Genomic DNA, 24,006 nt, shown 5'->3' on the forward strand with positions numbered 1-24,006 from the left:
GTTCAGACCTCCCGCGCGCGTTCGCCGAACAGGCCCTTGGGCCGGAACAGCAGGATCAGGATCAGCAAGGCCAGGCCGAAGGTGTCGCGGTAGTCATAGGACAGGTAGACCGCGCCGAAGCTCTCCAGCACGCCCAGCGCCAGCGCCGCGACGATACTGCCGGGAATCGAGCCCATGCCGCCTATCACCACGATCACATAGGACTTGATGGCCGGAAACGCGCCCACGTCCGGCGCCGGATTGATGACCGGCGCCAGCAGCGCCCCGGCCAGCGCCGCCAGCACGCCGGAGGCCATGAAGATGATGCTGCTGGCGCGCGCGGTGTCGATGCCGGCAATAGAGGCGCCCAGCCGGTTCTGCGCTACCGCCTGCACCTGCCGGCCCCACAGCGAACGCTTGATGAAGAGCGCCAGCCCGATCAGCAGCACGATGGACAGGCCGGCAGTGATCAGCTTCTGCCCGCTCATCATGAAAGGACCGACCGCCATGCGCGTCACGTCCGACAGCGCCGGGCCGCGCATGGGGTAGGGGCCCACGACCTTGTCCACCAGGTTGATCAGCAGCAGCGACAGCCCGAAGGTGACCACCACCGCGTACTCGTCCTTCATCAGCCCCCAGGAGCCGTAGCCCGCGTACAGCGGACGCATCAGCCAGCGTTCCGTGGCCCAGCCCAGCAGCGCGCCGGCGGCGGCGGCCACGGGTAGCGCCAGCCACGGCGGCACGCCCAGGGCCAGCGAGACCAGGGTGTAGGTGTAGGCGCCTATCATGTAGAACTCGCCATGGGCGAAGTTCACGACCTTCAGGATGCCGAAGATCATGGTCAGGCCGACCGCCATCAGCGCGTAGTACAGGCCGATGATCAGGCCGTTGACGAACAGGTCCAATGCCAGCACTCGATTCTCCCTGGCGCCGGGGCGGGGCCCGGCGTGTTGCAGTCATGCTGTGGAGGCGATCCGGTACTTTTGCCGAGGGCGGCGCCCCCGCTTTGGGGGCGCATTCTCTTTATTTGGCCGGTTTGACCAGCTTTTCGACCTGCAGCGGCTGGCCCGTGGCCTGGATCAGCGTGGTCTTGCTCAGCGGCTGGTCGACTTCGGTCAACTGGTAGGTGACGTAGGGGATGTCGACCCACTGCTGGTAGGTGTAGCCCGGCTGCTGCGAGAAGCTGAACTTGCCGCGCACGCCTTCGAACTGCATGCCCTGCAGCGCCTTGATGATGGCGGCGCTGTCGGTGGACTTGGCCTCTTCGATCGCGCGGGCGATCAGGAGCACCGAGTCCGCGGCCTGGAAGATGAGGCGGTTGGGTTCGGTCTTGGCCTGCTTCTGGTAGGTGGCGGCCACGTCCATGCCTATCTGCGGCATGGGCATCTGCGGGTGGTACAGGCCGAAGGCCAGCATGTACTTGCCGGCTTCCTTTACGTTCTTCCAGAAGTCCGGATAGTCGGCGATGCCGGCGCCGTCGTAGAACCAGGTCTTGGCGCTGGGCGCCACGCCTTGTTCGTACAACTGGTTCATCAGGATGTAGGCGGCCGGCGGCAGCATGATGTTGACCACCAAGTCCGGCGGGCTTGCGCGCAACGGCAGCACGGCCGGCGTGAAGTCCTTGCCGGCGCGGTCCAGCGCCACGTACTTGTACTGGGTCTGCGGCGCGGCCTTCTTGAGGAATTCGCCCAACAGCTTGGCCTGGCCGATGCCGTAGTCGGTGTTCTCGGCGAAGGCGACCACGCTTTTGACCTTCAGCGCCGCGATGGTGTCGGCCATGGCGCTTGAGACGCGGGTGTTGTAATTGGCCGGATTGAAGACTTCCGGATAGCCCTTGGCGCGCACGTCGTCGGACCAGCAGTTGGTGTTGACGTAGGGCACCTTGTAGCGGTGCGCGACCTCGATTTCGGCCAGGCAGACCGAGCTCTGGTGACCGCCAGTGACGGCTACCACCTTGTCGCGCGAGATCAGTTTCTCGGCCGCCGCGCGGCCCTTTTCCGGAATGCCCTGGTTGTCTTCGTAGATGATCTTCAGCGGCCGGCCCAGCACGCCGCCCTTGTCGTTGATCATCTTGGCGATGATTTCCACGCCGTCCTTCACCTGGGTGCCTTGCACCACCGACCCGGGCGGGGACTGCGCGATGCTCACGCCGATGACGACGGGATCGGCGCCATGGGCGGCGGAGGCGAGTACGACCGCGGATACGGCTGCGGCTAAGCGGAGCAGTTTCATCGTGGTTTCCTTCTGGAAAGGAGGTGCGGCGATGCCGCCGCTCGCGCAGGCGAGGCGTCGGCGGGCGGGAACTCTGCTCGTTTGTAATCCTGTAGTACCGGTCTGACCAGTTAGGGCTTACCAGCATCGGGCCGGCCTTGGCGCCGGCCCGGCAGGGGGGGGCGTCAGGCCGCCAGCAGGTTTTCGATGCGGGCGGCGGTATTCAGTACGCGCCAGTCGGCGCCGCGCGCGCCCGCGATCTGCAGCCCCAGCGGCAGGCCGTTGCGGCCGCTGCCGCAGGGCAGCGTCAGCGCCGGCATGCCGGTCAGGTTGAAGGGCATGGTGAGGCCTGTGACGGCCGTGTGCAGCGGCACTTCGCGGCCTGCGATGTCGACCGCGCCCGCACCGGAGCGCGGCGGCTCGATGCGCAGCGTGGGGGTGACCAGCACGTCCACCGACTGCATCGCCTGGTCGAACATGTGCGCCAGCGCGGCGCGGCCGCGCTGCGCCCGCGTGTACCAGGTGGCGGGGAAGAACTGGCCGATCTCCAGGCGCACGCGCACGTCGTCGCCCAGCGTCTCGGGCTGGTCGATCAGCCGGCGCCAGTGGATGTCGGTGGCTTCGCTGCACAGGGTGGCGAATTGCAGCGCCGCGCTGTGCTCGACGCCCGGCAGGTCCAGCGGCACCAGCGTGGCGCCGTCGGCCTGCATCCGCGCCAGGGCATGGTTGACCGCCTGCGCCACGTCCTCGGCCAGCGGGTCGTAGAAGTAATTGCGCGGCACGCCCACGCGCAGGCCGGTCAGCGCGCCGGCGCTGACGGTGCGTTCGGCCTGGCCCGACATGATGGAATAGGCCAGGGCGGCGTCGGCCACGCTGGCGGCGATGGGCCCAAGGTGGTCCAGGCTGGCGCCCAGCGCCTGCGCACCGTCGCGCGAGATGGCGTCGAAGGTGGGCTTGAAGCCGACCACGCCGCAGCAGGCGGCGGGGATGCGGATGGAGCCCGCGGTGTCGGTGCCGACGGCCAGGCGGACGATGCCGGCGGCCACCGCCGCGGCCGATCCGCCGCTGGAGCCGCCCGCGGTGTAGCCCGCCCCGCGGGGATTGCCGACCCAGCCGTAATGGGGATTTTCGCTGGTGATGCCGTAGGCCAGTTCGTGCAGGTTGGTCGTGCCCACCACCAGCGCGCCGGCTTCGCGCAGCCGCGCCACGGCCAGCGCATCGTGCAGCGCGGGTGGCGGTTTCAGGCCGCCGCTGCCGTTGGTCTGGGGAAAGCCCGCGACCTGCATCAAGTCCTTGACGGCGATCGGCACGCCCATCAGCGGCATGGCCGCGCCTTCACGCAGCCGGCGCGCGGCGGCCGCCGCAGCGCCGTCCAGCGCCGGGGTGTCGGACAGACTGATGAAGGCATTCAGGCCGGCCTGCTGCCGGGCCGCGGCCAGCGCGGCGCGGGCGGCGTCGGCGGCGCGCGCCGGGTCCTCGCGGCATTCACGGGCAATGGCGGCGATGCCGCGCGCATGGCGCGACACCGCGACGCCGCGGCCTGCCTGCGCGGCGGGCAGCCGTTCGGCGGGCGCAGCGGGCGGTGGCGCCAGGTAGCCCAGTTCGGCTTCCGGCGCCAGCGAGTCCAGCACGGTGAGTTCGGGCAGGTTGACGCGCAGCCGGTCCAGCCAGGCCTGGCGGCGTTCGGCATAGGGGTAGTCAGCCAGTCGGGCCATGGCGTCGACGGCGCGGGCGAATCGATCGTAGAGGTCGGTCATGAGCGGCGCTATGTACGAGAAAGTGCGTGGGGCCCGCGGCCATGCCGGGGCGCATTGCAGTACGGCTTTATCCTAACCGGTCAGACCAGTTGAATGTCATAATGCCCAGGCAGTATATGGCTGTCAACGCCAAACCGGGGGCGGCCGCGCACCCCTGCCTTGAGAATTCCGCGATGAACACCGTCGAACACATAGCCCAGCAGTTGCAGGCCCGCATCCGCCAGCGCGACTGGGCCGAGGCCGGCAAGCTGCCGGGGCAGCGCCAGCTGGCCGAGGAACTGGGCGTAAGCCGCGCCTCGCTGCGCGAGGCCATCACCATGCTGGAAGGGCTGGGACTGCTGCGCAGCGAAGCCGGCCGCGGCGTGTTCATCGCCCGGCCCGGCGAAAAAGGCCTGGGCAGCGCCTACGGCCGCTGGCGTTTCCAGGGCCGCTATGCCTTGCGTGATGTCTATCTGGTGCGCAACCAGCTGGAGGAGCTGGCAGCCGGCCTGGCCGCGGGCGTCGTCACCCAGGCGGGGCTGGCCCGCCTGCGCGCCACCATCACGCACATGGAACAGGCCGCCGACGCCGGCGACCTGGTGGCCATGTCGGAAGGCGACCGCGCCTTCCACGCCTGCCTGTACGAGATCGCCGGCAGCCCGATGTTGCTGGACCTGGCCGAGAACATCGCCGAAGTGGTGGACGGCAGCCGGCAGGTCGCGTTCGCCGATCCGGCGCGCGTGCGCGAGCCCATCTACGAACACGCGGCCATCATCGACGCGCTGGCTACCGGTTCGGCCGACGCCGCGCGGCGCGCCATGCGCGCCCACATCTGCAACGTGGCCGACCGCGCGGGCCTGTCGCTGACGATCCCGGGCGCCTGAGTCTCCCTACCGCTGTCCGTCATGCACGGACACGGCTTCCTTGGTCAGCCCGCCCAGCCGCGAATGCACCCGGCCGCCCGTGCCCATGACCAGGGCGAACAGGATCTCGTTGGCGCGCGGCGCATCCTGGATGCCGATCTCGATGCTGTTGAAGTGGCTGCGCACATACGAAGCGTGGATGTAGTGCACCGGCACCATCATGCGGTAGCCGGCTACGGCCACGGCCTTGACGGCGGGCACCATGGCGCGGGGTTCGCCCAGCACGCTGCGCATGGCCCAGCCGCCGGCCTCGTGCCAGACCGCGCCGTGCTCCATTTCACCGTCCAGGCCGACGATGGCGGCCTTGCTGTAGACCTCGATCTGGTCCTTGCCGCCCAGCGTCTCGACCAGCTCGGTCGCCAGCAGCGTGCCCAGGCTGCGCAGTTCGGCCATGAAGGGCATCAGATCCGGCTCGTAGCGGCCAGCGTAGGGATTTCGGATGACGGCGCAGGACGCCGCCAGCTTGAGTGGCCTCTCGGGCGCCGGGCCGTTCTCGTGGTAGGTGGTCTCGAGGATGAGGCAGCGTTTGCGGATATCGATCAGCGACATGCGGGGAATTCCTGGTAGCAGTTGAAAGAGGAGGTTCTATTGCGGCGGGATGCCGGTTTCCTTGACGATGGCCGCCCATTTGTCGATCTCGGCGCGTACGAAGCCGCCGAATTCGGCCGGGGTCTGCTGCTTGACGGTCAGGCCCTGGCGCTCATAGGTCTGCTTGAGTTCGCCGTCGGCCAGGGCCTTGCCCAGCGATTGCGACAGGCGTTCCACCACGGGCGCGGGCAGGCCGGCCGGACCCATCAAGCCGAACCACACGGTCAGATCGAAGCCGGCGGCGCCGGTTTCATTGAGCGTGGGGATGTCCGGCGCCAGCGGAAAGCGTTCGGGAGTGCTGACCCCGTAGGTCTTGACCTTGCCGGCGCGCGCCTGCTGCAGGCCATTGGCCAGATCGGTGAAGGTGAGGTCGACGGTGCCGCCGATGACGTCGGTGAGCGCCTGCGGACCGCCGCGGTAGGGCACCGGCGTAACGTTGATCTTGCCCATGGACGCCAGCTTGGCGCCGAACACCTGCGCGCTGCCCGAGCCGTAGGCGTAGGTCAGCTTGCCGGGATGCTGGGCGCCATAGGCAAACAGATCGGATACCTTGCTGCCCGGCATGCGCGGCGAACCCACCAGCAGATAGGGCGTTTCGGCGACGGCGCCGATGGGCGCGAGGTCGGTGGCGGGGTTGTAGGGCAGGTCCTTGAACAGGCTCACGCCGCTGGCCGCCGTGGACACGCCCACCACCACCAGGGTGTAGCCGTCGGGCTTGGCGCGGGCCACGTCATGGGTGCCGATGATGCCGTTGGCGCCGGGCTTGTTTTCCACCACTACCGGCTGGCCAAGATCGTCGGCCATGGCTTTGCCCAGGCTGCGGGCCACCACGTCGGTGATGCTGCCTGGCGGGAAGGGTACGACCATGCGGATGGGATGGTCGGGGTAGCCCGCGGCGCCGGCGGGCGCGAGCGGCGCGCCCAGCACCAGCGCCAGCGCAAGCGCGGCGGCGGATCGTTTCATGCTTGTCTCCTGTGGATCTCGTTATCGTTGGCGTCCGGCGCTTCAGGCGGGAGCCGGGGTTTCCAGGCGCTGCAGATAGCGGTGGATCTCGGTGTTGTCCACGCCGGCCGGCATGTCTGCAAGCGCGCGCTGCCATAGCGCCGTGCACAGCGACAGCTGCGAGGCCGGAACGCCGGCCAGGGCCTGCAGCGCATCGGCGGTGCGCAGGTCCTTGGCCATCAGCGCCAGGGCAAAGCCGCCGTTGTAGGTGCCGGGCACGATGAACTGGCGCAGCTTGGTTTCGGTGGCGACGTTGCGGCCGCTGGAGGCGTTGAGCACATCGGTGAACACTTCCAGGTCCAGGTCCATGCGCTGCGCGATCAAGAGCGCTTCGCTGGCCGCCAGCAGGCCGGCCGCGTAGACGTAGTTGTTCAGCGCCTTCATCGCATGGGCGGAGCCCACGGCGCCGGTGTGGATGAGGGACGCGCCCATGCGCGAGAGCAGGGGACGCACCCGCGCCAGGCCGTCGGCATCGGCGCCCACCATGATGGCCAGCGTGCCAGCGGCCGCCTTGGCCACCGCGCCCGACACCGGCGCGTCGATGAGCGTCACGCCCGCCGCGCGCAACAGCGGCGCCAGCCGCAGCGTTTCGGCCGGGTTGGACGAGCCCATGTCCAGCAGCACGGAGCCTGGGCGCATCACGCCCGCCAGCCCGTGCTCGCCTTCGATCACCGCGTTGGTGATGGCGCTGTCGGGCAGCATGGTGATGACCACGTCGCAGGCGGCCAGCGCCGATAGGCCGGCGGCCGGCTTGAGCGTCTGGTTCCAGGCGGGGTGGTCCGCCAGGCGCTCCAGGCGCGCGGGGTCGCGGTCATACGCCAGGATGTTGTAGCGCTCCTCGCCGCGGGCGAGGTTTTCCAGCATGGGCAGACCCATCATGCCCAGGCCCACGAATCCTACTGTGAGAGTCATGCATTCCCTTTATCGAATCGTCCTGGAAAGCGCGCCAGGAGCCATCTGGGATGCTAATGAAAGCGCCATTTCAGCGCTTATGCTAAGTTGGCCAGGGGTTATAACAAACGATTATCGGGTCAGCCATGCGATTCAAACTCAGGCAGATGGAAGCGTTCCGGGCGGTGATGCTGACCGGTTCCATGAATGGCGCGGCCAAGCTGCTGTTCGTGTCGCAGCCCGCGGTCAGCCGTCTCATCGCCCATACCGAGCAAAGCCTGGGCCTGCAGCTGTTCGAGCGCGACAAGGGCAAGCTCACGCCCACCCCTGAAGCGCAGCGCCTGTTCCAGGAAGTGGGACCGCTGTTCGACGAGGCCCTGCGCATCGACGAACTGGCGCGCGACCTGGCCGAGCGGCCGGAGGGCGCGTTGACCCTGTGTTCCAGCCCCAGCCTGGCGCTGAACTTCGTGCCGCCGGTGATCGCGCAGTACATGGAGCTCTATCCCGACGTCAGGCTCAAGTTCCACACCACGCTGCTGTCCGACATGGCGCATGAGCTGTTGGGACGCAAGGCGGAACTGGCCGTGTCGGTGCTGCCGATAGACCATCCCAATCTGGTCGTGGAGCCGCTGGCCACGGGCGAGATGGTCTGCATCCTGCCGCAAGGCCATCCGCTGGCCGCAAGGCGGGCAGTCAGCCTGGCCGAGCTGGCCGAGTGCCGGCTGATCCTCTACAACCGCAACATCCCGTTCGGGCAGTTGGTGGCAGCGGCCTTCCAGCGCGCTGGCGTCAGCTGGAATCCGGCCGTGGAAATCGTGCGCGCCGAGCTGGCCTGCGCCCTGGTCCGGGTCGGCGCGGGCGTGGCCATCGTCGACGAGTTCTCGGTCGGGCAGCAGGGTTGGCCCGGCGTGGTGACGCGGCCGCTACGCGAGTCCATCCCGCTGTCGCTGAGCCTGGTGCGTTCGCGCTTCGAGCGCCCCAGCCGCCAGGTGCAGCGCTTCGTGCGCCTGATCAAGGAGCACGCGCGGACCTCGCGCAAGACGGGCCGCGTTCGGCCAGCGGCGTAGCCGGCATCCGCAGGGAACGGACAGCCGGCGCATTTTCCGGACACGCCTGTTGGACCTGGCGCAAGCTTGCCTCGAATAAGCGCAGTTTGCGGATAGCGTCGGCCGGATCCGGCTAACGCGGGCCAGGCGCGCCACGCCAGTATTCGCCTCACTCAATCAGCCAACGGCGAGGTGATGCGATGAAGGGTCTGGACAATAAAGTGGCCATCGTGACCGGCGGCGCCACGCTGATCGGCGCGGGCGTGGTCGCCACGCTGCGCGCCTACGGCATGCGTGTGGCACTGTTCGATATCGACGCGGCCGGCGGCGAACGCGTGGCCGCGGCCGATCCGGCCGGCACGCGCTTCTGGCCGGTGGACATTGCCGACGACGCGCAACTGGAGCGCGGCGTGGCCGACGCCGCGGCGCATTTTGGCCGCATCGATTTCCTGGTCAACCTGGCCGCGACCTATCTGGACGACGGCGCCGCATCGGGCCGCGCCGATTGGCTGCGCGCGCTCGACGTGAACGTGGTCAGCGCCGTGATGGCCGCGCGCGCGGTCCATCCCCATCTGCTGGCCGCTGGCGGCGGGGCCATCGTCAATTTCACCAGCATTTCGTCGCGCGTCGCGCAGACCGGGCGCTGGCTCTATCCGGTGTCCAAGGCGGCGCTGCTGCAAGTCACCCGCAACATGGCGATGGACTATGCCGCCGACGGCATCCGCGTCAACTCCGTGTCGCCAGGCTGGACCTGGTCGCGCGTGATGGACGAGCTGACGCAGGGCGACCGCGCCAAGACCGACCGGGTGGCCGCGGACTACCACCTGCTGGGCCGCGCCGGCGATCCGGCCGAAGTGGCCGAGGTGGTCGCCTTCCTGCTCTCAGACCATGCCAGCTTCGTCACCGGCGCCGACTACGCGGTGGACGGCGGCTATTCCGCCATGGGTCCCGAACAGGCCAAGCCCGCGATTCCGCGCCTGGCCGCCTAGCCAAACAAAGGAGAACAAACATGCGTCGAATCGCGATCGTGGGTGGAGGGCAGGCCGGCCTGCCCCTGGCGTTGGGACTGCTGGAAAAAGGTTATGAGGTGACCGTCGTCACCAACCGCGAACCGGACGACATCCGCCGCGGCAAAGTGATGTCCAGCCAGTGCATGTTCGATGCTTCGCTGCAGGTCGAGCGTGACCTGGGCCTGAACCAGTGGGAGGCGGAATGCCCCACCGTCGACGGCATCGGCCTGGCGATCCCGCATCCGGAGCGGCCCGGCCACAAGCTGATCGATTGGGTGGCGCGCCTGGACCAGCCCGCGCAGGCGGTGGACCAGCGCATCAAGATGCCGGCCTGGATGGAGCTGTTCGCGGCACGCGGCGGCCGGCTGTTGATCCAGGACGGCGGCGTGGCCGAACTTGAACTGCTGGCCGCCTCGCATGACCTGGTGCTGCTGGCCGCGGGCAAGGGCGAGGTGGTCAAGCTGTTCGAGCGCGACGCGCTGCGCTCGCGCTTCGACCGGCCGCAGCGCGCGCTGGCGCTGACCTATGTGCACGGCATGCGCCCGGCGCCGGATCATTCTCGCGTCGCCTTCAACCTGATTCCGGGCGTGGGCGAGTACTTCGTGTTCCCGGCGCTGACCATCAGCGGTCCCTGCGAGATCATGGTGTTCGAGGGCGTGCCTGGCGGGCCGATGGATTGCTGGCGCGACATCAAGTCGCCGCAGGAGCATCTGGCGCAAAGCCTGCATATCCTGCACAGCTATCTGCCCTGGGAGGCCGAGCGCTGCAGCGCGGTGGAGCTGACCGACGCCAACGGCATCCTGGCCGGTAGCTTCGCGCCCACGGTGCGCAAGCCGGTGCTGACCCTGCCGTCGGGCCGGCTGGTGTTCGGCCTGGGCGATGCGGTGGTGACCAACGACCCTATCACGGGGCAGGGCTCGAACAACGCCACCAAGGCCTGCGCCGTGTACCTGGACGCCATTCTGGCGCATGGCGACGCTACGTTCACGGCCGAATGGATGCAGCGCACCTTCGAACGCTTCTGGGACTACGCAGGCGCGGTGGTGGAATGGACCAACTCCATGCTGCTGCCGCCGGCGCCGCACCTGCTCAAATTGCTGCAGGCCGCGGACCTCACGCCGGCGATCGCCAGCACCATCGCCAACGGCTTCAACCATCCGCCGTCGCTGTACCCCTGGTGGGGCGACGCCACGGCCTGCGAGGCTTTCATCGCGGCGCAGCCGGCGCGGGCGGCGGCATGAAGCCCGATTGCGCAGCGGGCCTGCCCCTGGACTGGGGCTGCACCGATCTGCATCCCAAGGTCCTGCGCGGCGTGTTAGGCAGCTATCCGACCGGTGTGGCCATCGTCGCCACGCGCTGTCCGGACGGCCGCCGGGTCGGGCTCACCATCAACTCCTTCGCCTCGCTGTCGCTGGACCCGCCGCTGGTGTTGTGGAGCCTGGTGAACCATTCGCCCAACCTGGCGGCGTTCCGCGATTGCAGCCACTTCACCATCAGCGTGCTGGCCTGCGGCCAGGAAGAGTTGGCGCTGCGTTTTGCCAGTTCTTCTGTTCCGGACAAGTTCGCGGGAGCGCCCGTGCACGACGTGCCGGAAGGCGTGCCCGCCATCGAAGGGGCGGTGGCCACCCTGGTCTGCGCCAACGACCAGCAAAGCCCCGCGGGCGATCACCTGCTGCTGTTCGGCCGGGTGCTGCGCGTGGCCAGCGTGACGGCCACGCCGTTGGTGTTCCATGCAGGGCGCTTCACTGCGTTGAGCGCCGCATAGGGCTCGCACGCGATTCCTTTCAATGTCCACGGGCCCGGGCGGCCTGTTTTCCCATCGGAGCGCATCATGCCCCTGGAGTCAGAGGCGCAGGTCATCATCGTCGGCAGCGGCATGAATTCGCTGGTCTGCGCGGCCTTGCTGGCGCAGCGCGGGAAGTCCGTGCTGGTGCTGGAACGCAACGACAGGCTGGGTGGCTGCATCCGCACCGAGGAGCTGTTTCCCGGCTACCGCCACGACGTGCTGTCCTGCTGGTATCCGCTGTTTGTCGGCAGTCCCGCCTATGCGGCGCTCAAACCCGCGTTGCAGGAAGCCGGACTGGAATTCATGCAGGGCGAGTACGCCACCGGGCTGGTGCTGCCCGACGGCTCGGGCCTGGCCTTGAAGCAGGATGTGGCGGACAGCGCGCGGCGGCTGGATGCCTGGGCGCCCGGCGATGGCGCAGCCTTCGGCGCCATGGCGCAGCGCCTGTTCGGCGAGGACGCGGCGCTGACCTTCGGCCTGCTGGGCCAGAATCCCTACGGCGCGGGCATGCTCAAGCTGCTATTCGGCGAATGGCGCAAGCGCGGCATGGACGGCCTGGCCGCCTTTGCCGCCGACTCGATGGAGAGCTTTCGCCGCTGGTCCGAACGCGCGTTGCAGTCTGATGCCGCGCGTGCATTGATCGCGCCCTGGGTACTGCACACCGGCCTGGGTCCGGACGACGCCTGTTCCGCGCTGATCGGCAAGCTGACCTTTGCCGCGGTCGTGGCCGGCGGCATGCCGGTGGTCAAGGGCGGCGGCAGCGGCGTGGTGGACGCGCTGGCCGCCGTCATCGAACGATACGGCGGCCGCCTGCAGACCGGCGCCGAGGTCGAACGCATCATCACAAGCGGCCAGGGCAAGCGGCGCCGCGCGGTGGGCGTGCTGGCGGGCGGACGCGAATATCGCGCGACAGTAGCGGTGGTCTGCAATGTGACGCCCGGCCAGTTGTACGGCCAGTTGCTGCCCGATGCGCCGCCCGCCGTGCGCGAACGCGCCGCTGGCTATCGCTACGGCCGCGGCGGCATGCAGATCCATTTCGCGCTGAATGCGCCGCCGGATTGGCTGACGCCGGAATTGCGCCACGTGCCGCTGGTGCATCTGACCGAGAGCATGGAACAGGTCTGCGCTTCGGTGACCGAGGCCAACAACGGCCTGCTGCCCGCGCGCCCCACGCTGGCCATCGGCCAGCCCGTCGCGGTCGACCCGACGCGCGCGCCGCCGGGCGGCTGGATCCTGTGGGTGCAGATGCAGGAACTGCCGGCGCGGATCAAGGGCGATGCCGCGGGCGAGATCGCGGCGCCTGCCGACGGCCGCTGGAACGAGGCCGTGCGCGAGGCAATGGCCGACCGGGTGCAGGCGCGCATGGAACGGGTCATGCCGGGCCTGGCGCGGCGCATCGTCGGCCGGCGGGCGTACTCGCCGGCGGACCTGGAAGGCCTGAACCGCAACCTGGTGGGCGGCGACCCCTATTCGGGCGTGTGTTCGCCCGACCAGTTCTTCTGGCTGCGGCCCTTCGCCGGAAGCCAGGGTGCGCGCGGCCACCGCACGCCGCTGCGCAATCTCTTTCACATCGGCGCCGCCACCCACCCGGGCCCCGGCCTTGGGGGCGGTTCCGGCTATCTCGTCGCACAACAAATAGGCAGGAGGGGAACATGAACGGACACCTGAAAATCCGGCGGCTTGCTGGCGCCTTGGCATTGGCGCTGGCTGGCACGGGAGCCCAGGCCACGGAGGGCGGCGGCCTGGGCATCTATCCGGACGGACTGGAGAACTTCATGTCGGGCGCGCTGCCTCCGCCCGGCGTGCACATGCTGGTCTATGCCGGCGGGGCGCGCTACGACACGCTGCGCGGCAACGACGGCGAACGCGTGCCGGTGCCTGGCTTCAAGGTGGACGTCAATGTGCTGGCGCCGCGCCTGATCTGGGTCACGCAGCAGCAGGTCATGGGCGGCCAGCTGGCCTTCCACGCCATCGCGCCGCTGCTGGACGTGACCGCCAAGGCTGCTGGGCAACGCAACCGCAGCACCGGCCTGGGCGACATGACGCTGGGCGTGGCGCTGGGCTATCACCCGTCCGAAAGCCTGCACTACGTGGTGGGGTTGGACATGTACGCGCCCACCGGCGAATACGACCGCAAGGACCCGTCCAGCCTGGGCAAGAACTACTGGACCGCGCAGCCGGTGTTCGCCCTGAGCCGCATCAGCCCGGACGGCTTCAACGCCGACCTGAAAGTCATGTACGACTTCAACTTCACCAATTCCGCCACCGATACGCGTTCAGGCCAGGCCCTGCACGCCGACTACGCGCTGGGCTGGGGCGTGGGCAAGGGCTGGGTGCTGGGGGTGGGCGGCTACGCCTTCCAGCAAGTCACCGACGACAGCGGCCCGAACAGCGCCGCCGGCCGCGCCCGGGCTTTCGGCTTCGGTCCCTCGGTGCGGTACATGAATGAAAAGGGCTGGCTGTTTACGGCCAAATGGCAGCAGGACTTCAAGGTCAAGAACCGGCCCGAGGGCGCGCAGCTGTATGTGAAGTTGGGGATACCGTTCTAGGTCTGGCGGCTGCACTGGAAGGCCCTGGCTGTCCGTCTCTGCGGGGCTGTCCTGCTGGTATCGTTGCGCTGTCGATGGGACGGGGCAGGGACATGAATCTGTACGAAGCGATACGCTGGGGCAACGAATCCGAGGACCCGTACACTGGCGGTCCGGATGGCGCGGATACCTGTTTCCTGGTGCGGGCGGAATCGGTCGAGGAGGCTGGACGGCTTGCGGATGCGGCATTGCGCGGCGCCCGGTGCGGGCTGGCGGACTGGACCCAGGTTCTGCACTTGCTCGGCACGGAACAGGCCACGGACAGTGAGCCTCGAATCCTGCGTGGACCCTATTTGCAGCACGCCTACCGGCATGGTTGGCGTCTCTGGAACCGGGCCGAGGCGGCGGCGCCATGGGTCGAACAGCACTAGGCGACGGGCCATTCGGCGCGGTGGCTGCTTGCCTTGCCCCTGAAGTCCTTGGACGGCAAACCGAACAAGCTGGGCCTTGTCGAGGGAGTCCTCGCGCTCGCGGAGCAATGCAGGCGTTGTTGGGATGCAACTGCAGGCCCGCTCCCACGGGGAGTTTCGCGCCTCGCTCACCATTCCGGCTGACGGTGGAATAGCATCCCGCGTGGAGATATCCGCGCCGGCGAGCGCTTACGGGGAAAACGATGAAAAGAACAGTTTCGGCGCTGGCGCTTTGCTTGTGCGGCGGACTTGCCGTGGCACAGAACACGAGCAGCAGCTTTGAAGTGCAGGAGCCAATGCGTAACTCCTTGGGCTTTCCAATGGGTAGCGACGGCGGCCAGGAGTGGCTGGGCGACAAGGCGGTCGCGCACATGGGTTTCATTGCCGCCTGCAAGCTGTACCCGGCAGACGGGCCGGAGGTCCAGGGGATGGTGGCCATGGCCCTGGCCCAAGCGAGCCTGGGCATGGACCTGGCCCGCGCGCCGACAGACCCGGCCGCGCTGCGCGCCAGGCTCGCCCAGCGCTTGAATTCCCAGGAAGGGCGCAAGGACGCGGCGGAAAAAATCCAGGCCATGCGCAAGCGCGTCTTGGCCGAGCAGGCGCATGCCGGCAAGTTGATAGAGGCTTCCGTGGGCTTTACGGGCAAGAATCCGAACCCCTGCGAGCTCGAGCGGTACTACGCGCGTCAATTCCTGACACAGCACAAGGACGGCGCCATGAAGGCCGCTCCCAGGATCAATCAAATCGCGCGGGAGGTCATGGCGCAGGACTCCTCTGCCAAGGCCAAGCCGGCTGCGCCAGCCCGACCCTGAAGCGCCGCCGCCTCACCCGCGTCGCCGCAAACTCTGGCTGGGACTCACGCCGTAGCGTTCCTTATATCCGGCGCTGAAGCGCCCCATGTGCGCGAAGCCCCAGCGCAGCGCCACCCCGGCGATGTTGCGGGTCTCGCCCGAGATCAGTTCCGCATGCGCGCGTTCCATGCGCAGGTCGCGCAGGTAATGCATGGGGCTCACGCCCAGGAATTCCTTGAATCCCGCGTACAGGCTGCGCACGCTGACGCCGGCGATGCGCGCCAGCTGCTCGGCCGTGACCGGTTCGTGCGCATGCGCCTGCAAATAGTCCTGCACGCTGCGCACGTGGCGCGGCAGCACCGCGCCACGCCGGCCGGGCAGGGCGCCGGTGTAGTTGTGGGGCTGGGCCGCCAGCAAGGTGGCGGCGACCAGCTGTTCCATCTGATGCACGATGAGTTTGTGTTCGGCCAGGTTCGCGTGCTGGGTGGAGCAGTCCAGCAGATAGCTCATCAGGCAGCGCCAGGCCGGGCATTCGCGCCAGCGGAACCCCAACTGGAAGCGTAGCGGCCGATCCAGCGCACAGCCCAGATGGCCCATCAGGGTGCGTTCCAGCAGCGAGCGGCCCACGCGCAGCATGAACTGGTCGTTGTCGTCGGCCCAGCGCATGGCCAGGTCGTCGTCCGGGCTGACGACCGACGCGACCTCGGGCGTCGAATCCACTTGCTGCGGGCCGCTGCTGATGCGGGCGCAGCCCGACAACGGCATCTGCACCAGGAAGAAGTCCTCGAGCGGACCGGGACGGATTTCGACGTTGGCACCATAGCGCAGGCGATTCAGAGAGACCTCGCCCAGCGGCTGGTGGTGCATGCGGGCGTCCAGGCGCTGCAGCGCGCCGACCACGCCCAGGTGGTGCGGACGCATCACGCGGCCGACCATGGAACGGGCTTCGTCCAGATCGCCGGAGGCGAACAATTGCTGCGCCGGCAGGCCCAGGACCGACTCGATCCGCGGCGCGGCCGGCGGCCAAGTCGTGCTGGTGGCGGACTGCATCGTGTCGAGCATGGGGAAACTCCACTGCCGGGGCCTTGAAGGCTTTGATAGTAAAGCTGCGCCGGACAGGGCGGACTGGTGGAAAACCCGTCCAGAGGAGGCCGGACCTATCCGATTTTGGCGTCGGCTATCCGACATGCGCAGAAAACCTCTTGCACGCGTATATTGACAACCGGTTTCCAATATTGGAAACTGGTTGTCAATTAGGCAATGCACAGGAGGCCAGAAATGAATCCAACCAAGGAAGAACGGCTCACCGGGGTGATCCTGACCTTGTTCCAGTTGAACGGCGCGCTGCTTGACTGGGGCGACGCCTTCGTCGCGCCCGAGGCGCTGACGAGCGCCCGCTGGCAGATGCTGGGCGCCCTGGCGCTGGCGGGACAGCCTCTGAGCGCGCCGCAGGTCGCCGCCGCGATGGGCGTGACGCGCCAGGGCGCGCAGAAGCAGCTGAACCTGCTGTCCGAGGCGCAACTGGTGGAGGTCCGCCCCAATCCGCAGCACAAACGCTCGCCGCTGTACCAGCTGACCGATGGGGGGCGGCGCGTCTATGGCGCCATCGACGCGCGCTGGAAGGAGCGCGCGCGCCAACTGGCCGGCGGCTTCAGCGCCGCTGAACTGGAAACGGCGGGGAGGGTGCTGGCGGGCCTGCTGGCCGCGCACGTTCCCGCGCCACCGGAGCAAGATCATGAAACATAGAATCCATGCCGCTGCCGCCCTGTTGACGCTGCTGTTTCTGGCGGCGTTTTGGATCTCGACAGTGGCGTCCGAACTGTTCCTGGCCGCATCCGCGGTGGCCCAGGTCAAGCTTGCCATCGCTTATGCGCTGTTGGGTTTCGTGCCCGTCATGATGCTGACCGCCGCCAGCGGTTTCCTGATGGGCGGCAAGGGCAGGCATCCGCTGCTGTTGGCCAAGCGTAGACGCATGCCCTTCATCGCGGCCAATGGTTTGCTGATTCTGGTTCCCGCGGCGGTGTTCCTGGCGCTGCGCGCGCAGGCGGGCTTGCTGGACGGGGTGTTCTACGGGGTGCAGGTCTTGGAGCTGGCGGCAGGCGCGGCCAACCTGGCGCTGATCGGACTGAACATCCGCGACGGCCTCAGGCTGGGCCGCTTGCGGCGGGGCGCGCAAGAACAGGGCCGGTCCTAGCGTCCCGCCCCGCTGCGCGGGACGAGAGGCCAGCCGGCCCTGTTGCCTCAGTGCATCTTGCCGTAGCGTCCGGCGTTGAAGTCCTGGATCGCTTCGACGATTTCCGCCTGCGTGTTCATCACGAAGGGGCCGTAGCCGACCACCGGCTCGTCGATGGGCTCGCCGCTCAACACCAGGAACACCGCGTCGTTGTTGGCTTCGACGGTGATGTCCTCGCCCTCCAGGGAGAACAGCGCCAGCTGCGCATCACGCGCCACGGTTTCCCCGTTGACCAGCACCGTGCCGCGCAGAACGACCAGCATGCTGTTGCGGCCTTCGGCGACGGGGAAGGTCGCCGACTTGCCGGCGGCCAGCCTCACGTCCCACACGTCCATCGGCGTGAAGGTGCGCGCCGGCCCCGCGTGGCCCGCATAGTTGCCCGCGATCACGCGCAGCTTGCCCGCGCCGTCCGGCAGGTCCACCGTCGGGATGTCCGCGTCGAGGATGCCCTGGTAGCCGGCCGGCGCCATCTTGTCCTTGGCGGGCAGGTTGACCCAGAGCTGCACCATTTCCAGCTCGCCGCCCTTGCGGGTGAAGGCGTGGGAATGGAATTCCTCATGCAGGATGCCCGAGGCCGCCGTCATCCATTGCACGTCGCCGGGACCGATGACGCCGCCGTTGCCGGTGGAATCGCGGTGCTCGACTTCGCCGCTGTAGACGATGGTCACGGTTTCAAAGCCGCGGTGCGGATGCTGCCCGACGCCACGCGGATGTTCGGCCGGCTCGAACTGCGCCGGGCCGGCGTAGTCCAGCAGCAGGAACGGGCTGGTGTTCTTGCCTTTGTCGTTGTAGGAGAACATGGAGCGCACCGGGAAGCCGTCGCCCACCCAGTGGGGACGGGGGCTGGCATGCAATCCGAGGATCTTCTTCATGGTCGTATTTCCTGTTGCGCGGCCCCAGCGGGGCCGTCCGTCATGATTAATAAGATAAGGGCGCCACCTCTTCGGCGGTAGTCCCTGGCATTGATAAGCACTGTTCCATGGATCGGACAGTGGGGCCGGAATTTGCCGCTGGCGTATCCTTCGGGCATGGAAGACGGTATGAATACGGCCCAGGCGGGCGGCAATAACGATCAGGTCCAGGGCTTCGCCCCGGTGGCGGGGGCTGGCGCGCGCGTGCTGGTGCTGGGTTCGATGCCCGGCGTGGCATCGCTCAGGCAGGGCCGCTATTACGCCCATCCGCGCAACGCCTTCTGGCCCATCGCGGCCAGCGTCTTCGGCTTCGATCCCGGCCTGGACTATGCACAGCGCCTGCTGGCCCTGCAGGCTGCCGGCATCGCCTTGTGGGACGTGCTGCAGGCCTGTGAACGTCCCGGCAGCCTGGACGCCGATATCCGTGGCGACACCCTGGTCGCCAATGACTTCGCCACCTTCCTTGAACGCCACCCTGGCATCGTCCGGGTCTGCTTCAACGGCGCCAAGGCCGCGGCGATGTACCGCCGCCACGTGCTGCCCGGACTGGCCGTCCCATTGGAATACATGGATTTGCCGTCGACCAGCCCGGCGCATGCGGCGGCCTCGTTCGAGCACAAGCTGGCCGCCTGGGGCCGGGCGCTCAAGGTCGAGGATTGACGGATTGGGTTGCGGACCGGCTCCGGGTTAACGCTTATCCGTCCCCGGTTTGATCCTTATCAAGTCCCTATATAACTCCAAGTGATAAGTTAATTCCCGTAACAGAATTAACGCTTGGAGAAGCACTATGAGTACCTCCGCCAGCCCCCCGGAACCGCCACTCCCGGGTAAACGTGGCTTCCTGAAGGGCTTATTGGGGTTGGGGGCCGCGGCCACCGTTATTCCCATCCGCGCCGAGGCCACCGGCATCAACGGCCAGCCGCCGCGCCGTCCGGGCATGCCGGGCAAGCGCTACGGAATGGTGGTCGACATGCGCAAGTGCATCGGTTGCCAGTCCTGTACGGTCAGCTGCTCCATGGAGAACCTGCCTCCCATCGGGCAGTTCCGCACCACCGTCCTGCAATACGAAGTCCTGCCCGACGCCGGCGGCCCCGCCTCCATGGTGATGCTGCCGCGCCTCTGCAACCATTGCGACAACCCGCCTTGCGTGCCCGTCTGTCCGGTGCAGGCCACCTTCCAGCGTGAAGACGGCATTGTGCTGGTCGATAACGAGCGCTGCGTGGGCTGCGCCTATTGCGTGCAGGCCTGTCCCTACGACGCCCGCTTCATCAACCACGAAACGCAGACCGCCGACAAATGCACGTTCTGCGAGCACCGTCTGGAAGCCGGGCTGCTGCCGGCCTGCGTGGAGAGCTGCGTGGGCGGCGCGCGCGTCATCGGCGACATGAATGATCCCGATAGCGCCATTTCCAAGCTGCTGGTCGAGCACAAGCAGGACATCAAGGTGCTCAAGCCCGAAATGAAGACCGATCCCCACGTCTATTACATCGGCCTGCCCGATGCGTTCGTCCACCAGGTCGACGGCCAGGCCGGCGTGCGGCTGGCTGGCGGTCATTGAGCCATCGAAGGGGATGACCATGCAGATCTCTGAATTGTTGACCCCGGTCTACGACGCCGCCTGGCTGCCGTGGGCCGTGCAGTACTTCTTCCTCATCGGCATCAGCGCCACCACTGCGCTGACCGCCGCTTTCGCGGCCTTTGGCAGCGCGGGTTCGCCCGCCCGCCGGTTGCTGCCCGCGGCCGTGACGGTGCTGCTGGTCAGCGCCATCGCCGCACCCGTGTCGCTGTTGGCGGACCTGCACCAGCCGGGCCGCTTCTGGCACTTCTACGCGCATTTCACGCCCTGGTCCTGGATGTGGCTGGGCGCCTTGCTGCTGCCGGTGTTCGTGACCTTGGCGCTGCTGTTCTGCGCCGCCTGGTGGTGGGGCCGCATCGGCTGGGTGCGCGCGCTGGGCATGGCGCTGGCAGTGTCGGCGCTGTCGATCCTGGTCTATACCGGCGCCGAGGTCATGGTGCTGCGTTCGCGGCCGCTGTGGCACACGGTGTTCCTGCCGGTGAACTTTGCGCTGACCGCCTGGCTGGGCGCGCTGGGAGCCATGTTCCTGGTGGGCCGCTGGCTGCGGGGCGGCACGCAGGCCATGCCGGTGGAACTGTTGCGCAGCCTGAGCGTGACGGCGGTGGTGATGATGGCGCTGGGCGCCGGCGCCTGGGCGCTGCTGGGCCTCTTGGGCATGGACCCTTCGTTCGACGCCGCGCTGCGCCTGTTCGCCGAGTTCCCGATCTGGCGCGTCAGCCTGGCGGGCGCGGTGGCGACCGGCTTCTGCATGATCGCGCTGTTGCAGCGCCCGGCGCGCACGCTGGCCGCGCCGCTGCCTTCAGCGGCGCTGGCATTGACCATGTTGGCGGCTGCTTGGATCTTCCGCTGGGTGGTCTTCATGAGCGTGCAGGGCGTGCCGAAGTACGGCGCCGGCCTCTACCTGTACGACATGCCCTGGGGCAGCGATGGCTTGCTGGGCATGGTGGGCGTGCTGGGCCTGTGCGTGGCGCTGATCGCCGCCGTGACCTACGCCCTGGAACTGTTTCCGGCGCGCACGCGGGGCGTGGCGGCCTGAGCGCCGCCGCCCGGGCCTGTGTGTGCACAGGCCCTAGACGAAAGAACATGGAATGAAAGCAATGGACAAGCAACACGAAGACGACAAGCGCGACGCCCCGCCGGACGAGGCCGCCAATCAGCCGCGCGACGAGGCGCGGCGCAAGCTGATGGTGCGCGGCGGCGTGGTCGCCGGCGGCATGGCGGCGTTCGCGGCGGGCTACGGCGAGACCGTGGTCCGGGCCGTGAAGGGCCTGGCGCAAGGCACGGCCGGCGTGCCCACGGCGCATGCCGTGCGCGGCAACTCGCTGACGCCGGAATTCCGCATCGATCCCTTGACCGGCGTGCTCAGCGCCCAGCCCGGCCAGACGGTCAGCCCCTCCAGCTGTCTGGGCTGCTGGACCCAGTGCGGCGTACGCCTGCGCGTGGACACGAAGGAAAACCGCATCCTGCGCGTGGCCGGCAACCCCTACCATCCGCTGGCCACGACCCGGCCGGCCGCGATGGAAGCGCCGGTGCGCGAGGTCTATGCGCAACTGGGCGGCGACAACGGCCTGGAAGGACGCGCCACGTCCTGCGCGCGCGGTTCGGCCATGCTGGAGCAGATGAACAGCCCGTTCCGCGTGCTGCAGCCGCTCAAGCGCGTGGGCAAGCGCGGCGAGGGCAAGTGGCAGACCATCTCGTTCGAACAGCTGGTTCAGGAAGTCTGCGAAGGCGGCGATCTGTTTGGCGAAGGCCAGGTGGACGGCCTGCGCGCCATCTTTGACCGCGAAACGCCGCTGGATCCGCAGAATCCCGAGTATGGCGCCAAGGTCAACCAGTTCCTGTTCACCGACGCGTCCAACGAAGGCCGTACGCCGCTGATCCAGCGCTTTGCCGGGCAATCGTTCGGCACGGTGAATTTCAGCAACCACGGTTCCTATTGCGGCCAGAGCTTCCGCGTGGGCGCGGGGGCGGCGCTGGGCGATCTGAAGGGCATGCCCCACGGCAAGCCGGATTGGGACAACGCGCGCTTCGGCCTGTTCATCGGCGCGGCGCCGGCGCAGGCCGGCAACCCGTTCCAGCGCCAGGCCCGCCAGTTGGCCGAGGCCCGCGTGCGGCCGGAAGAGACTGGCTTTACGTACGTGGTCGTGTCGCCGATGCTGCCTGCCTCGTCCAGCCTGTCGGCGGGATCGGGCAATGAATGGGTGCCGGTCAATCCGGCCGGCGACCTGGGTCTGGCCATGGGCCTGATCCGCTGGATCCTGGACAACGAACGTTACGATGCCCGCGCGCTGGCGCAGCCCGGCCCTGCGGCCATGAAGGCCGCGGGCGAGGCGGCCTGGACCAACGCCACCCATCTGGTGGTGGCGGAACCCGGCCATCCCCGCCTGGGCAGTTTCCTGCGCGGCGCCGACCTGGGCTGGCCGCGTCCGGCCGATGCCGGCGAGAAGTGGGAAGACGTGTACGTCGTGCGCCTGGAAGACGGCACGCTGGCGCCGCACACCGCGGCCGCGCCCGCCACGCTGTTCGTGGACGACGCGGTCGCCGCGCCCGGCATGGATGGCGCGCCAGAAGCGCTGCGCGTGCGCAGTTCGCTGTCGCTGCTGCGCGAGGAAGCGCGCCGCAAGACGCTGGACGAATACGCGGAACTGAGCGGCGTGCCGGCCGCCAAGATCGCGTCGCTGGCCGAGCGTTTCACCAGCTACGGCAAGCGCGCCGTGGCCGATGCGCACGGAGGCACCATGAGCGGCTCGGGCTTCTATACGGCCTATGCCATCGCCATGCTGAACACGCTGGTGGGCAACCTCAACGTGGAAGGCGGCCTGGTGCTGGACGCGGGTCCGTTCCCGCCCTATGGGCAGGGGCCGCGCTACAACATCGCCGGCTTTGCCAACCGCGCCACGCCCAAGGGCGTGGGCCTGTCGCGCAACCGCTTCCCGTACGAGAAGTCCAGCGAGTTCAAGCGCAAAAAGGCCGCCGGCCAATCGGCCTATCCGGCCGCGGCGCCCTGGTATCCGGCCACCGGCGGGCTCAGCTCGGAAATGCTGGCGTCCGCGCTGGCGGGCTATCCGTACCATGCCAAGGTCTGGTTCAACCACATGAGCAACCCGATCTACGGGATCGCCGGCCTGAAGAGCGTCATCATCGACAAGATGAAAGATCCGCGCCTCTTGCCGCTGTCGGTATCGATCAACCCCTTCATCAACGAGACCAACGCGCTGGCCGACTACATCGTGCCGGATACGGTGACCTACGAAAGCTGGGGCGTCTCCGCGCCCTGGGCGGACGTGGTGGCCAAGGCGTCCACCGTGCGCTGGCCGGCCGTGCAGCCGCGCGTGGCGCGTACCGCCACGGACGAGCCGGTCTGCCTGGAAACCTTCCTGATCGCCTGCGCCAAGCGGCTGGGCATGCCGGGCTTCGGCGCGGGCGCCATCTCCGACAAGGACGGCGCCAAGTACGCGCTGGACACGCCGGAGGACTTCTTCCTGCGCGGCATCGCCAACATTGCCTTCGCGGCCGGCAAGCCCGTGCCCGAGGCCAGCGACGACGACATGGCGCTCACCGGCGTGGACCGCTATGGCGCGCTATTGCAGCAGAAGCTCAAACCGGGCGAATGGCGTCAGGTAGCCATGGTGATGAGCCGTGGCGGGCGCTTCGACAAAGTGCAGGATGCCTGGGTGGAAGAGGGCGGAACGCGGCAGACGCGCATGGCCTATGCCAAGCCGCTGCAGGTCTGGAGCGAGGAGCTGGCGGGCTTTCGCCATTCCATGACGGGCGAGCGCTACAGCGGCTGTCCGACCTGGTACCCGACGCGGCTGGCCGACGGCAGCGACATGCGCGCGCAATACACGCGGCAGGACTGGCCCTTCCTGCTCAGCTCGTTCAAGTCCAACCTGATGAGCTCCATGTCCATCGGCGTGAACCGGTTGCGCCAGGTGCATCCGCACAACCCGGTATCGATCAACCGGCAGGACGGCGAACGCCTGGGCATCCGTAACGGCGATGCGGTGCGCATCGTGACGCCGGGCGGCGCGGTGACCGGGCTGGCGCTGCTGCGCGACGGCATCCAGCCGGGCGCGGTGGGGATCGAGCACGGCTACGGCCACACTGAGTTGGGCGCCCGCGCGCACGTGGTGGATGGCAAGCCCATGGCGCACGATCCGGCGCTGGCCGCGGGCGTGAACCTGAACGACCTGGGATTCGGCGACGCCACGCGCGGCGAGCATGCCAACGTCTGGATCGATTGGGTGTCCGGCGCGGCGGTGCGCCAGGGGCTGCCGGCGCGGATCGAGCGGGTCTGAGGACGCAGGCGGCCGGTATCGTGCGCC

At 68.3% G+C, this 24,006-nt stretch carries 23 protein-coding genes; 15 read left to right on the forward strand and 8 right to left on the reverse strand.

All coding sequences use genetic code 11. From position 1 onward, the window contains the following. Positions 1–2: 2 nt before the first annotated feature. From IB257_RS26290 to IB257_RS26300, 3 genes are all read right to left on the reverse strand, one after another. Positions 3–893, reverse strand: coding sequence for a branched-chain amino acid ABC transporter permease (locus IB257_RS26290; RefSeq protein ID WP_054459153.1), 891 nt, complete (start codon positions 891–893; stop codon positions 3–5). A gap of 109 nt (positions 894–1,002) precedes the next feature. Further along, the gene (locus IB257_RS26295; RefSeq protein WP_054459154.1) at positions 1,003–2,211 is read right to left on the reverse strand and encodes an ABC transporter substrate-binding protein; all 1,209 of its coding nucleotides are present in this window, start codon (positions 2,209–2,211) and stop codon (positions 1,003–1,005) included. A gap of 164 nt (positions 2,212–2,375) precedes the next feature. Beyond that, complete coding sequence (locus IB257_RS26300; protein ID WP_192493051.1) at positions 2,376–3,947, reverse strand: amidase; 1,572 nt, start codon at positions 3,945–3,947, stop codon at positions 2,376–2,378. Positions 3,948–4,120: 173 nt separating this feature from the next. On the opposite strand from IB257_RS26300, the gene IB257_RS26305 reads away from it, so the two are divergent. Next, complete coding sequence (locus tag IB257_RS26305) at positions 4,121–4,810, forward strand: FadR/GntR family transcriptional regulator (RefSeq protein ID WP_054459156.1); 690 nt, start codon at positions 4,121–4,123, stop codon at positions 4,808–4,810. 6 nt (positions 4,811–4,816) lie between these two features. Here the strand turns inward: IB257_RS26305 and IB257_RS26310 are convergent, their stop codons facing one another. From IB257_RS26310 to IB257_RS26320, 3 genes are read right to left on the reverse strand one after another with little or no spacing between them, the layout of a single operon-like run. Continuing rightward, on the reverse strand, positions 4,817–5,398 hold the full coding sequence (locus IB257_RS26310) for an amino acid synthesis family protein (protein WP_054459160.1): 582 nt from the start codon (positions 5,396–5,398) through the stop codon (positions 4,817–4,819). 36 nt (positions 5,399–5,434) lie between these two features. Then, the gene (locus IB257_RS26315; protein WP_192493052.1) at positions 5,435–6,400 is read right to left on the reverse strand and encodes a tripartite tricarboxylate transporter substrate binding protein; all 966 of its coding nucleotides are present in this window, start codon (positions 6,398–6,400) and stop codon (positions 5,435–5,437) included. A 42-nt stretch (positions 6,401–6,442) separates the two neighbouring features. Beyond that, entirely contained in the window at positions 6,443–7,351 is a 909-nt protein-coding gene (locus IB257_RS26320) for an NAD(P)-dependent oxidoreductase (RefSeq protein WP_192354093.1), read from the reverse strand. A gap of 125 nt (positions 7,352–7,476) precedes the next feature. On the opposite strand from IB257_RS26320, the gene IB257_RS26325 reads away from it, so the two are divergent. From IB257_RS26325 to IB257_RS26360, 8 genes are all read left to right on the forward strand, one after another. Then, positions 7,477–8,397: a LysR family transcriptional regulator gene (locus tag IB257_RS26325; RefSeq protein WP_192493053.1), complete on the forward strand. Its 921-nt coding sequence runs from the start codon at positions 7,477–7,479 to the stop codon at positions 8,395–8,397. A gap of 179 nt (positions 8,398–8,576) precedes the next feature. Continuing rightward, positions 8,577–9,365, forward strand: a complete 789-nt coding sequence (locus IB257_RS26330; RefSeq protein WP_054459169.1) for an SDR family oxidoreductase — start codon at positions 8,577–8,579, stop codon at positions 9,363–9,365. 20 nt (positions 9,366–9,385) lie between these two features. Then, entirely contained in the window at positions 9,386–10,627 is a 1,242-nt protein-coding gene (locus IB257_RS26335) for a styrene monooxygenase/indole monooxygenase family protein (protein WP_192493054.1), read from the forward strand. Further along, positions 10,624–11,151 carry a flavin reductase family protein gene (locus tag IB257_RS26340; RefSeq protein WP_054459173.1) on the forward strand — a complete coding sequence of 176 codons (528 nt, stop codon included), beginning with the start codon at positions 10,624–10,626 and terminating at the stop codon, positions 11,149–11,151. The genes IB257_RS26335 and IB257_RS26340 overlap by 4 nt, the downstream gene beginning before the upstream one ends. A gap of 66 nt (positions 11,152–11,217) precedes the next feature. Next, on the forward strand, positions 11,218–12,828 hold the full coding sequence (locus IB257_RS26345; RefSeq protein WP_192354096.1) for an NAD(P)/FAD-dependent oxidoreductase: 1,611 nt from the start codon (positions 11,218–11,220) through the stop codon (positions 12,826–12,828). Further along, entirely contained in the window at positions 12,825–13,721 is an 897-nt protein-coding gene (locus IB257_RS26350; protein ID WP_175182189.1) for a transporter, read from the forward strand. Before IB257_RS26345 ends, IB257_RS26350 begins: the two co-directional genes overlap by 4 nt. 92 nt (positions 13,722–13,813) lie before the next feature. Beyond that, positions 13,814–14,131, forward strand: a complete 318-nt coding sequence (locus tag IB257_RS26355) for a hypothetical protein (protein WP_125473130.1) — start codon at positions 13,814–13,816, stop codon at positions 14,129–14,131. A 335-nt stretch (positions 14,132–14,466) separates the two neighbouring features. Further along, positions 14,467–14,982, forward strand: a complete 516-nt coding sequence (locus IB257_RS26360; protein WP_192493055.1) for a hypothetical protein — start codon at positions 14,467–14,469, stop codon at positions 14,980–14,982. 12 nt (positions 14,983–14,994) lie between these two features. On the opposite strand, the gene IB257_RS26365 is transcribed toward IB257_RS26360, so the two are convergent. Next, positions 14,995–16,023, reverse strand: coding sequence for an AraC family transcriptional regulator (locus IB257_RS26365; RefSeq protein ID WP_125473128.1), 1,029 nt, complete (start codon positions 16,021–16,023; stop codon positions 14,995–14,997). 216 nt (positions 16,024–16,239) lie between these two features. Here IB257_RS26365 and IB257_RS26370 point away from each other — a divergent pair, with 216 nt between their 5' ends. After that, a complete protein-coding gene (locus IB257_RS26370) occupies positions 16,240–16,707 on the forward strand; it encodes a MarR family winged helix-turn-helix transcriptional regulator (RefSeq protein ID WP_054459184.1) in 468 nt (155 codons plus the stop codon). After that, entirely contained in the window at positions 16,697–17,155 is a 459-nt protein-coding gene (locus IB257_RS26375) for a hypothetical protein (protein WP_166738438.1), read from the forward strand. The genes IB257_RS26370 and IB257_RS26375 overlap by 11 nt, the downstream gene beginning before the upstream one ends. Before the next feature lie 47 nt (positions 17,156–17,202). On the opposite strand, the gene IB257_RS26380 is transcribed toward IB257_RS26375, so the two are convergent. Further along, positions 17,203–18,066: a pirin family protein gene (locus IB257_RS26380; RefSeq protein WP_119451825.1), complete on the reverse strand. Its 864-nt coding sequence runs from the start codon at positions 18,064–18,066 to the stop codon at positions 17,203–17,205. A gap of 168 nt (positions 18,067–18,234) precedes the next feature. Between IB257_RS26380 and IB257_RS26385 the strand changes: the two genes are divergently transcribed. The 4 genes from IB257_RS26385 to IB257_RS26400 all read left to right on the forward strand — a co-directional run bounded on the left by IB257_RS26385 (position 18,235) and on the right by IB257_RS26400 (position 23,979). Continuing rightward, positions 18,235–18,765, forward strand: coding sequence for a DNA-deoxyinosine glycosylase (locus IB257_RS26385; protein ID WP_192493056.1), 531 nt, complete (start codon positions 18,235–18,237; stop codon positions 18,763–18,765). A gap of 127 nt (positions 18,766–18,892) precedes the next feature. Next, positions 18,893–19,663: a sulfate reduction electron transfer complex DsrMKJOP subunit DsrO gene (gene dsrO / locus IB257_RS26390; protein ID WP_192493057.1), complete on the forward strand. Its 771-nt coding sequence runs from the start codon at positions 18,893–18,895 to the stop codon at positions 19,661–19,663. Between the two features lie 19 nt (positions 19,664–19,682). Then, positions 19,683–20,717 (forward strand): NrfD/PsrC family molybdoenzyme membrane anchor subunit, encoded by a 1,035-nt coding sequence (gene nrfD / locus IB257_RS26395; protein ID WP_192353242.1) that lies wholly within the window; start codon positions 19,683–19,685, stop codon positions 20,715–20,717. 61 nt (positions 20,718–20,778) lie between these two features. Beyond that, the gene (locus tag IB257_RS26400; RefSeq protein ID WP_192493058.1) at positions 20,779–23,979 is read left to right on the forward strand and encodes a tetrathionate reductase subunit A; all 3,201 of its coding nucleotides are present in this window, start codon (positions 20,779–20,781) and stop codon (positions 23,977–23,979) included. The last annotated feature ends 27 nt before the right edge of the window (positions 23,980–24,006 follow it).

Origin of the sequence: Achromobacter sp. ACM03 (genome assembly GCF_014851665.1) — a bacterium.
GTDB classification, from domain to species: domain Bacteria; phylum Pseudomonadota; class Gammaproteobacteria; order Burkholderiales; family Burkholderiaceae_B; genus Achromobacter; species Achromobacter aegrifaciens.

Excerpts from the sequence above, each read along its gene's own strand:
- IB257_RS26325 (WP_192493053.1), top strand. The coding sequence starts at position 7,477 with ATGCGATTCAAACTCAGGCAGATGGAAGCGTTCCGGGCGGTGATGCTG.
- IB257_RS26340 (WP_054459173.1), top strand. The coding sequence starts at position 10,624 with ATGAAGCCCGATTGCGCAGCGGGCCTGCCCCTGGACTGGGGCTGCACC.
- IB257_RS26380 (WP_119451825.1), bottom strand. The coding sequence starts at position 18,066 with ATGAAGAAGATCCTCGGATTGCATGCCAGCCCCCGTCCCCACTGGGTG.
- IB257_RS26350 (WP_175182189.1), top strand. The coding sequence starts at position 12,825 with ATGAACGGACACCTGAAAATCCGGCGGCTTGCTGGCGCCTTGGCATTG.
- IB257_RS26370 (WP_054459184.1), top strand. The coding sequence starts at position 16,240 with ATGAATCCAACCAAGGAAGAACGGCTCACCGGGGTGATCCTGACCTTG.
- IB257_RS26400 (WP_192493058.1), top strand. The coding sequence starts at position 20,779 with ATGGACAAGCAACACGAAGACGACAAGCGCGACGCCCCGCCGGACGAG.
- IB257_RS26320 (WP_192354093.1), bottom strand. The coding sequence starts at position 7,351 with ATGACTCTCACAGTAGGATTCGTGGGCCTGGGCATGATGGGTCTGCCC.
- IB257_RS26330 (WP_054459169.1), top strand. The coding sequence starts at position 8,577 with ATGAAGGGTCTGGACAATAAAGTGGCCATCGTGACCGGCGGCGCCACG.
- nrfD (WP_192353242.1), top strand. The coding sequence starts at position 19,683 with ATGCAGATCTCTGAATTGTTGACCCCGGTCTACGACGCCGCCTGGCTG.
- IB257_RS26335 (WP_192493054.1), top strand. The coding sequence starts at position 9,386 with ATGCGTCGAATCGCGATCGTGGGTGGAGGGCAGGCCGGCCTGCCCCTG.
- IB257_RS26300 (WP_192493051.1), bottom strand. The coding sequence starts at position 3,947 with ATGACCGACCTCTACGATCGATTCGCCCGCGCCGTCGACGCCATGGCC.
- IB257_RS26360 (WP_192493055.1), top strand. The coding sequence starts at position 14,467 with ATGCGTAACTCCTTGGGCTTTCCAATGGGTAGCGACGGCGGCCAGGAG.
- IB257_RS26345 (WP_192354096.1), top strand. The coding sequence starts at position 11,218 with ATGCCCCTGGAGTCAGAGGCGCAGGTCATCATCGTCGGCAGCGGCATG.
- IB257_RS26375 (WP_166738438.1), top strand. The coding sequence starts at position 16,697 with ATGAAACATAGAATCCATGCCGCTGCCGCCCTGTTGACGCTGCTGTTT.
- IB257_RS26295 (WP_054459154.1), bottom strand. The coding sequence starts at position 2,211 with ATGAAACTGCTCCGCTTAGCCGCAGCCGTATCCGCGGTCGTACTCGCC.
- IB257_RS26310 (WP_054459160.1), bottom strand. The coding sequence starts at position 5,398 with ATGTCGCTGATCGATATCCGCAAACGCTGCCTCATCCTCGAGACCACC.
- IB257_RS26305 (WP_054459156.1), top strand. The coding sequence starts at position 4,121 with ATGAACACCGTCGAACACATAGCCCAGCAGTTGCAGGCCCGCATCCGC.
- IB257_RS26365 (WP_125473128.1), bottom strand. The coding sequence starts at position 16,023 with ATGCTCGACACGATGCAGTCCGCCACCAGCACGACTTGGCCGCCGGCC.
- IB257_RS26315 (WP_192493052.1), bottom strand. The coding sequence starts at position 6,400 with ATGAAACGATCCGCCGCCGCGCTTGCGCTGGCGCTGGTGCTGGGCGCG.
- IB257_RS26355 (WP_125473130.1), top strand. The coding sequence starts at position 13,814 with ATGAATCTGTACGAAGCGATACGCTGGGGCAACGAATCCGAGGACCCG.
- IB257_RS26385 (WP_192493056.1), top strand. The coding sequence starts at position 18,235 with ATGAATACGGCCCAGGCGGGCGGCAATAACGATCAGGTCCAGGGCTTC.
- dsrO (WP_192493057.1), top strand. The coding sequence starts at position 18,893 with ATGAGTACCTCCGCCAGCCCCCCGGAACCGCCACTCCCGGGTAAACGT.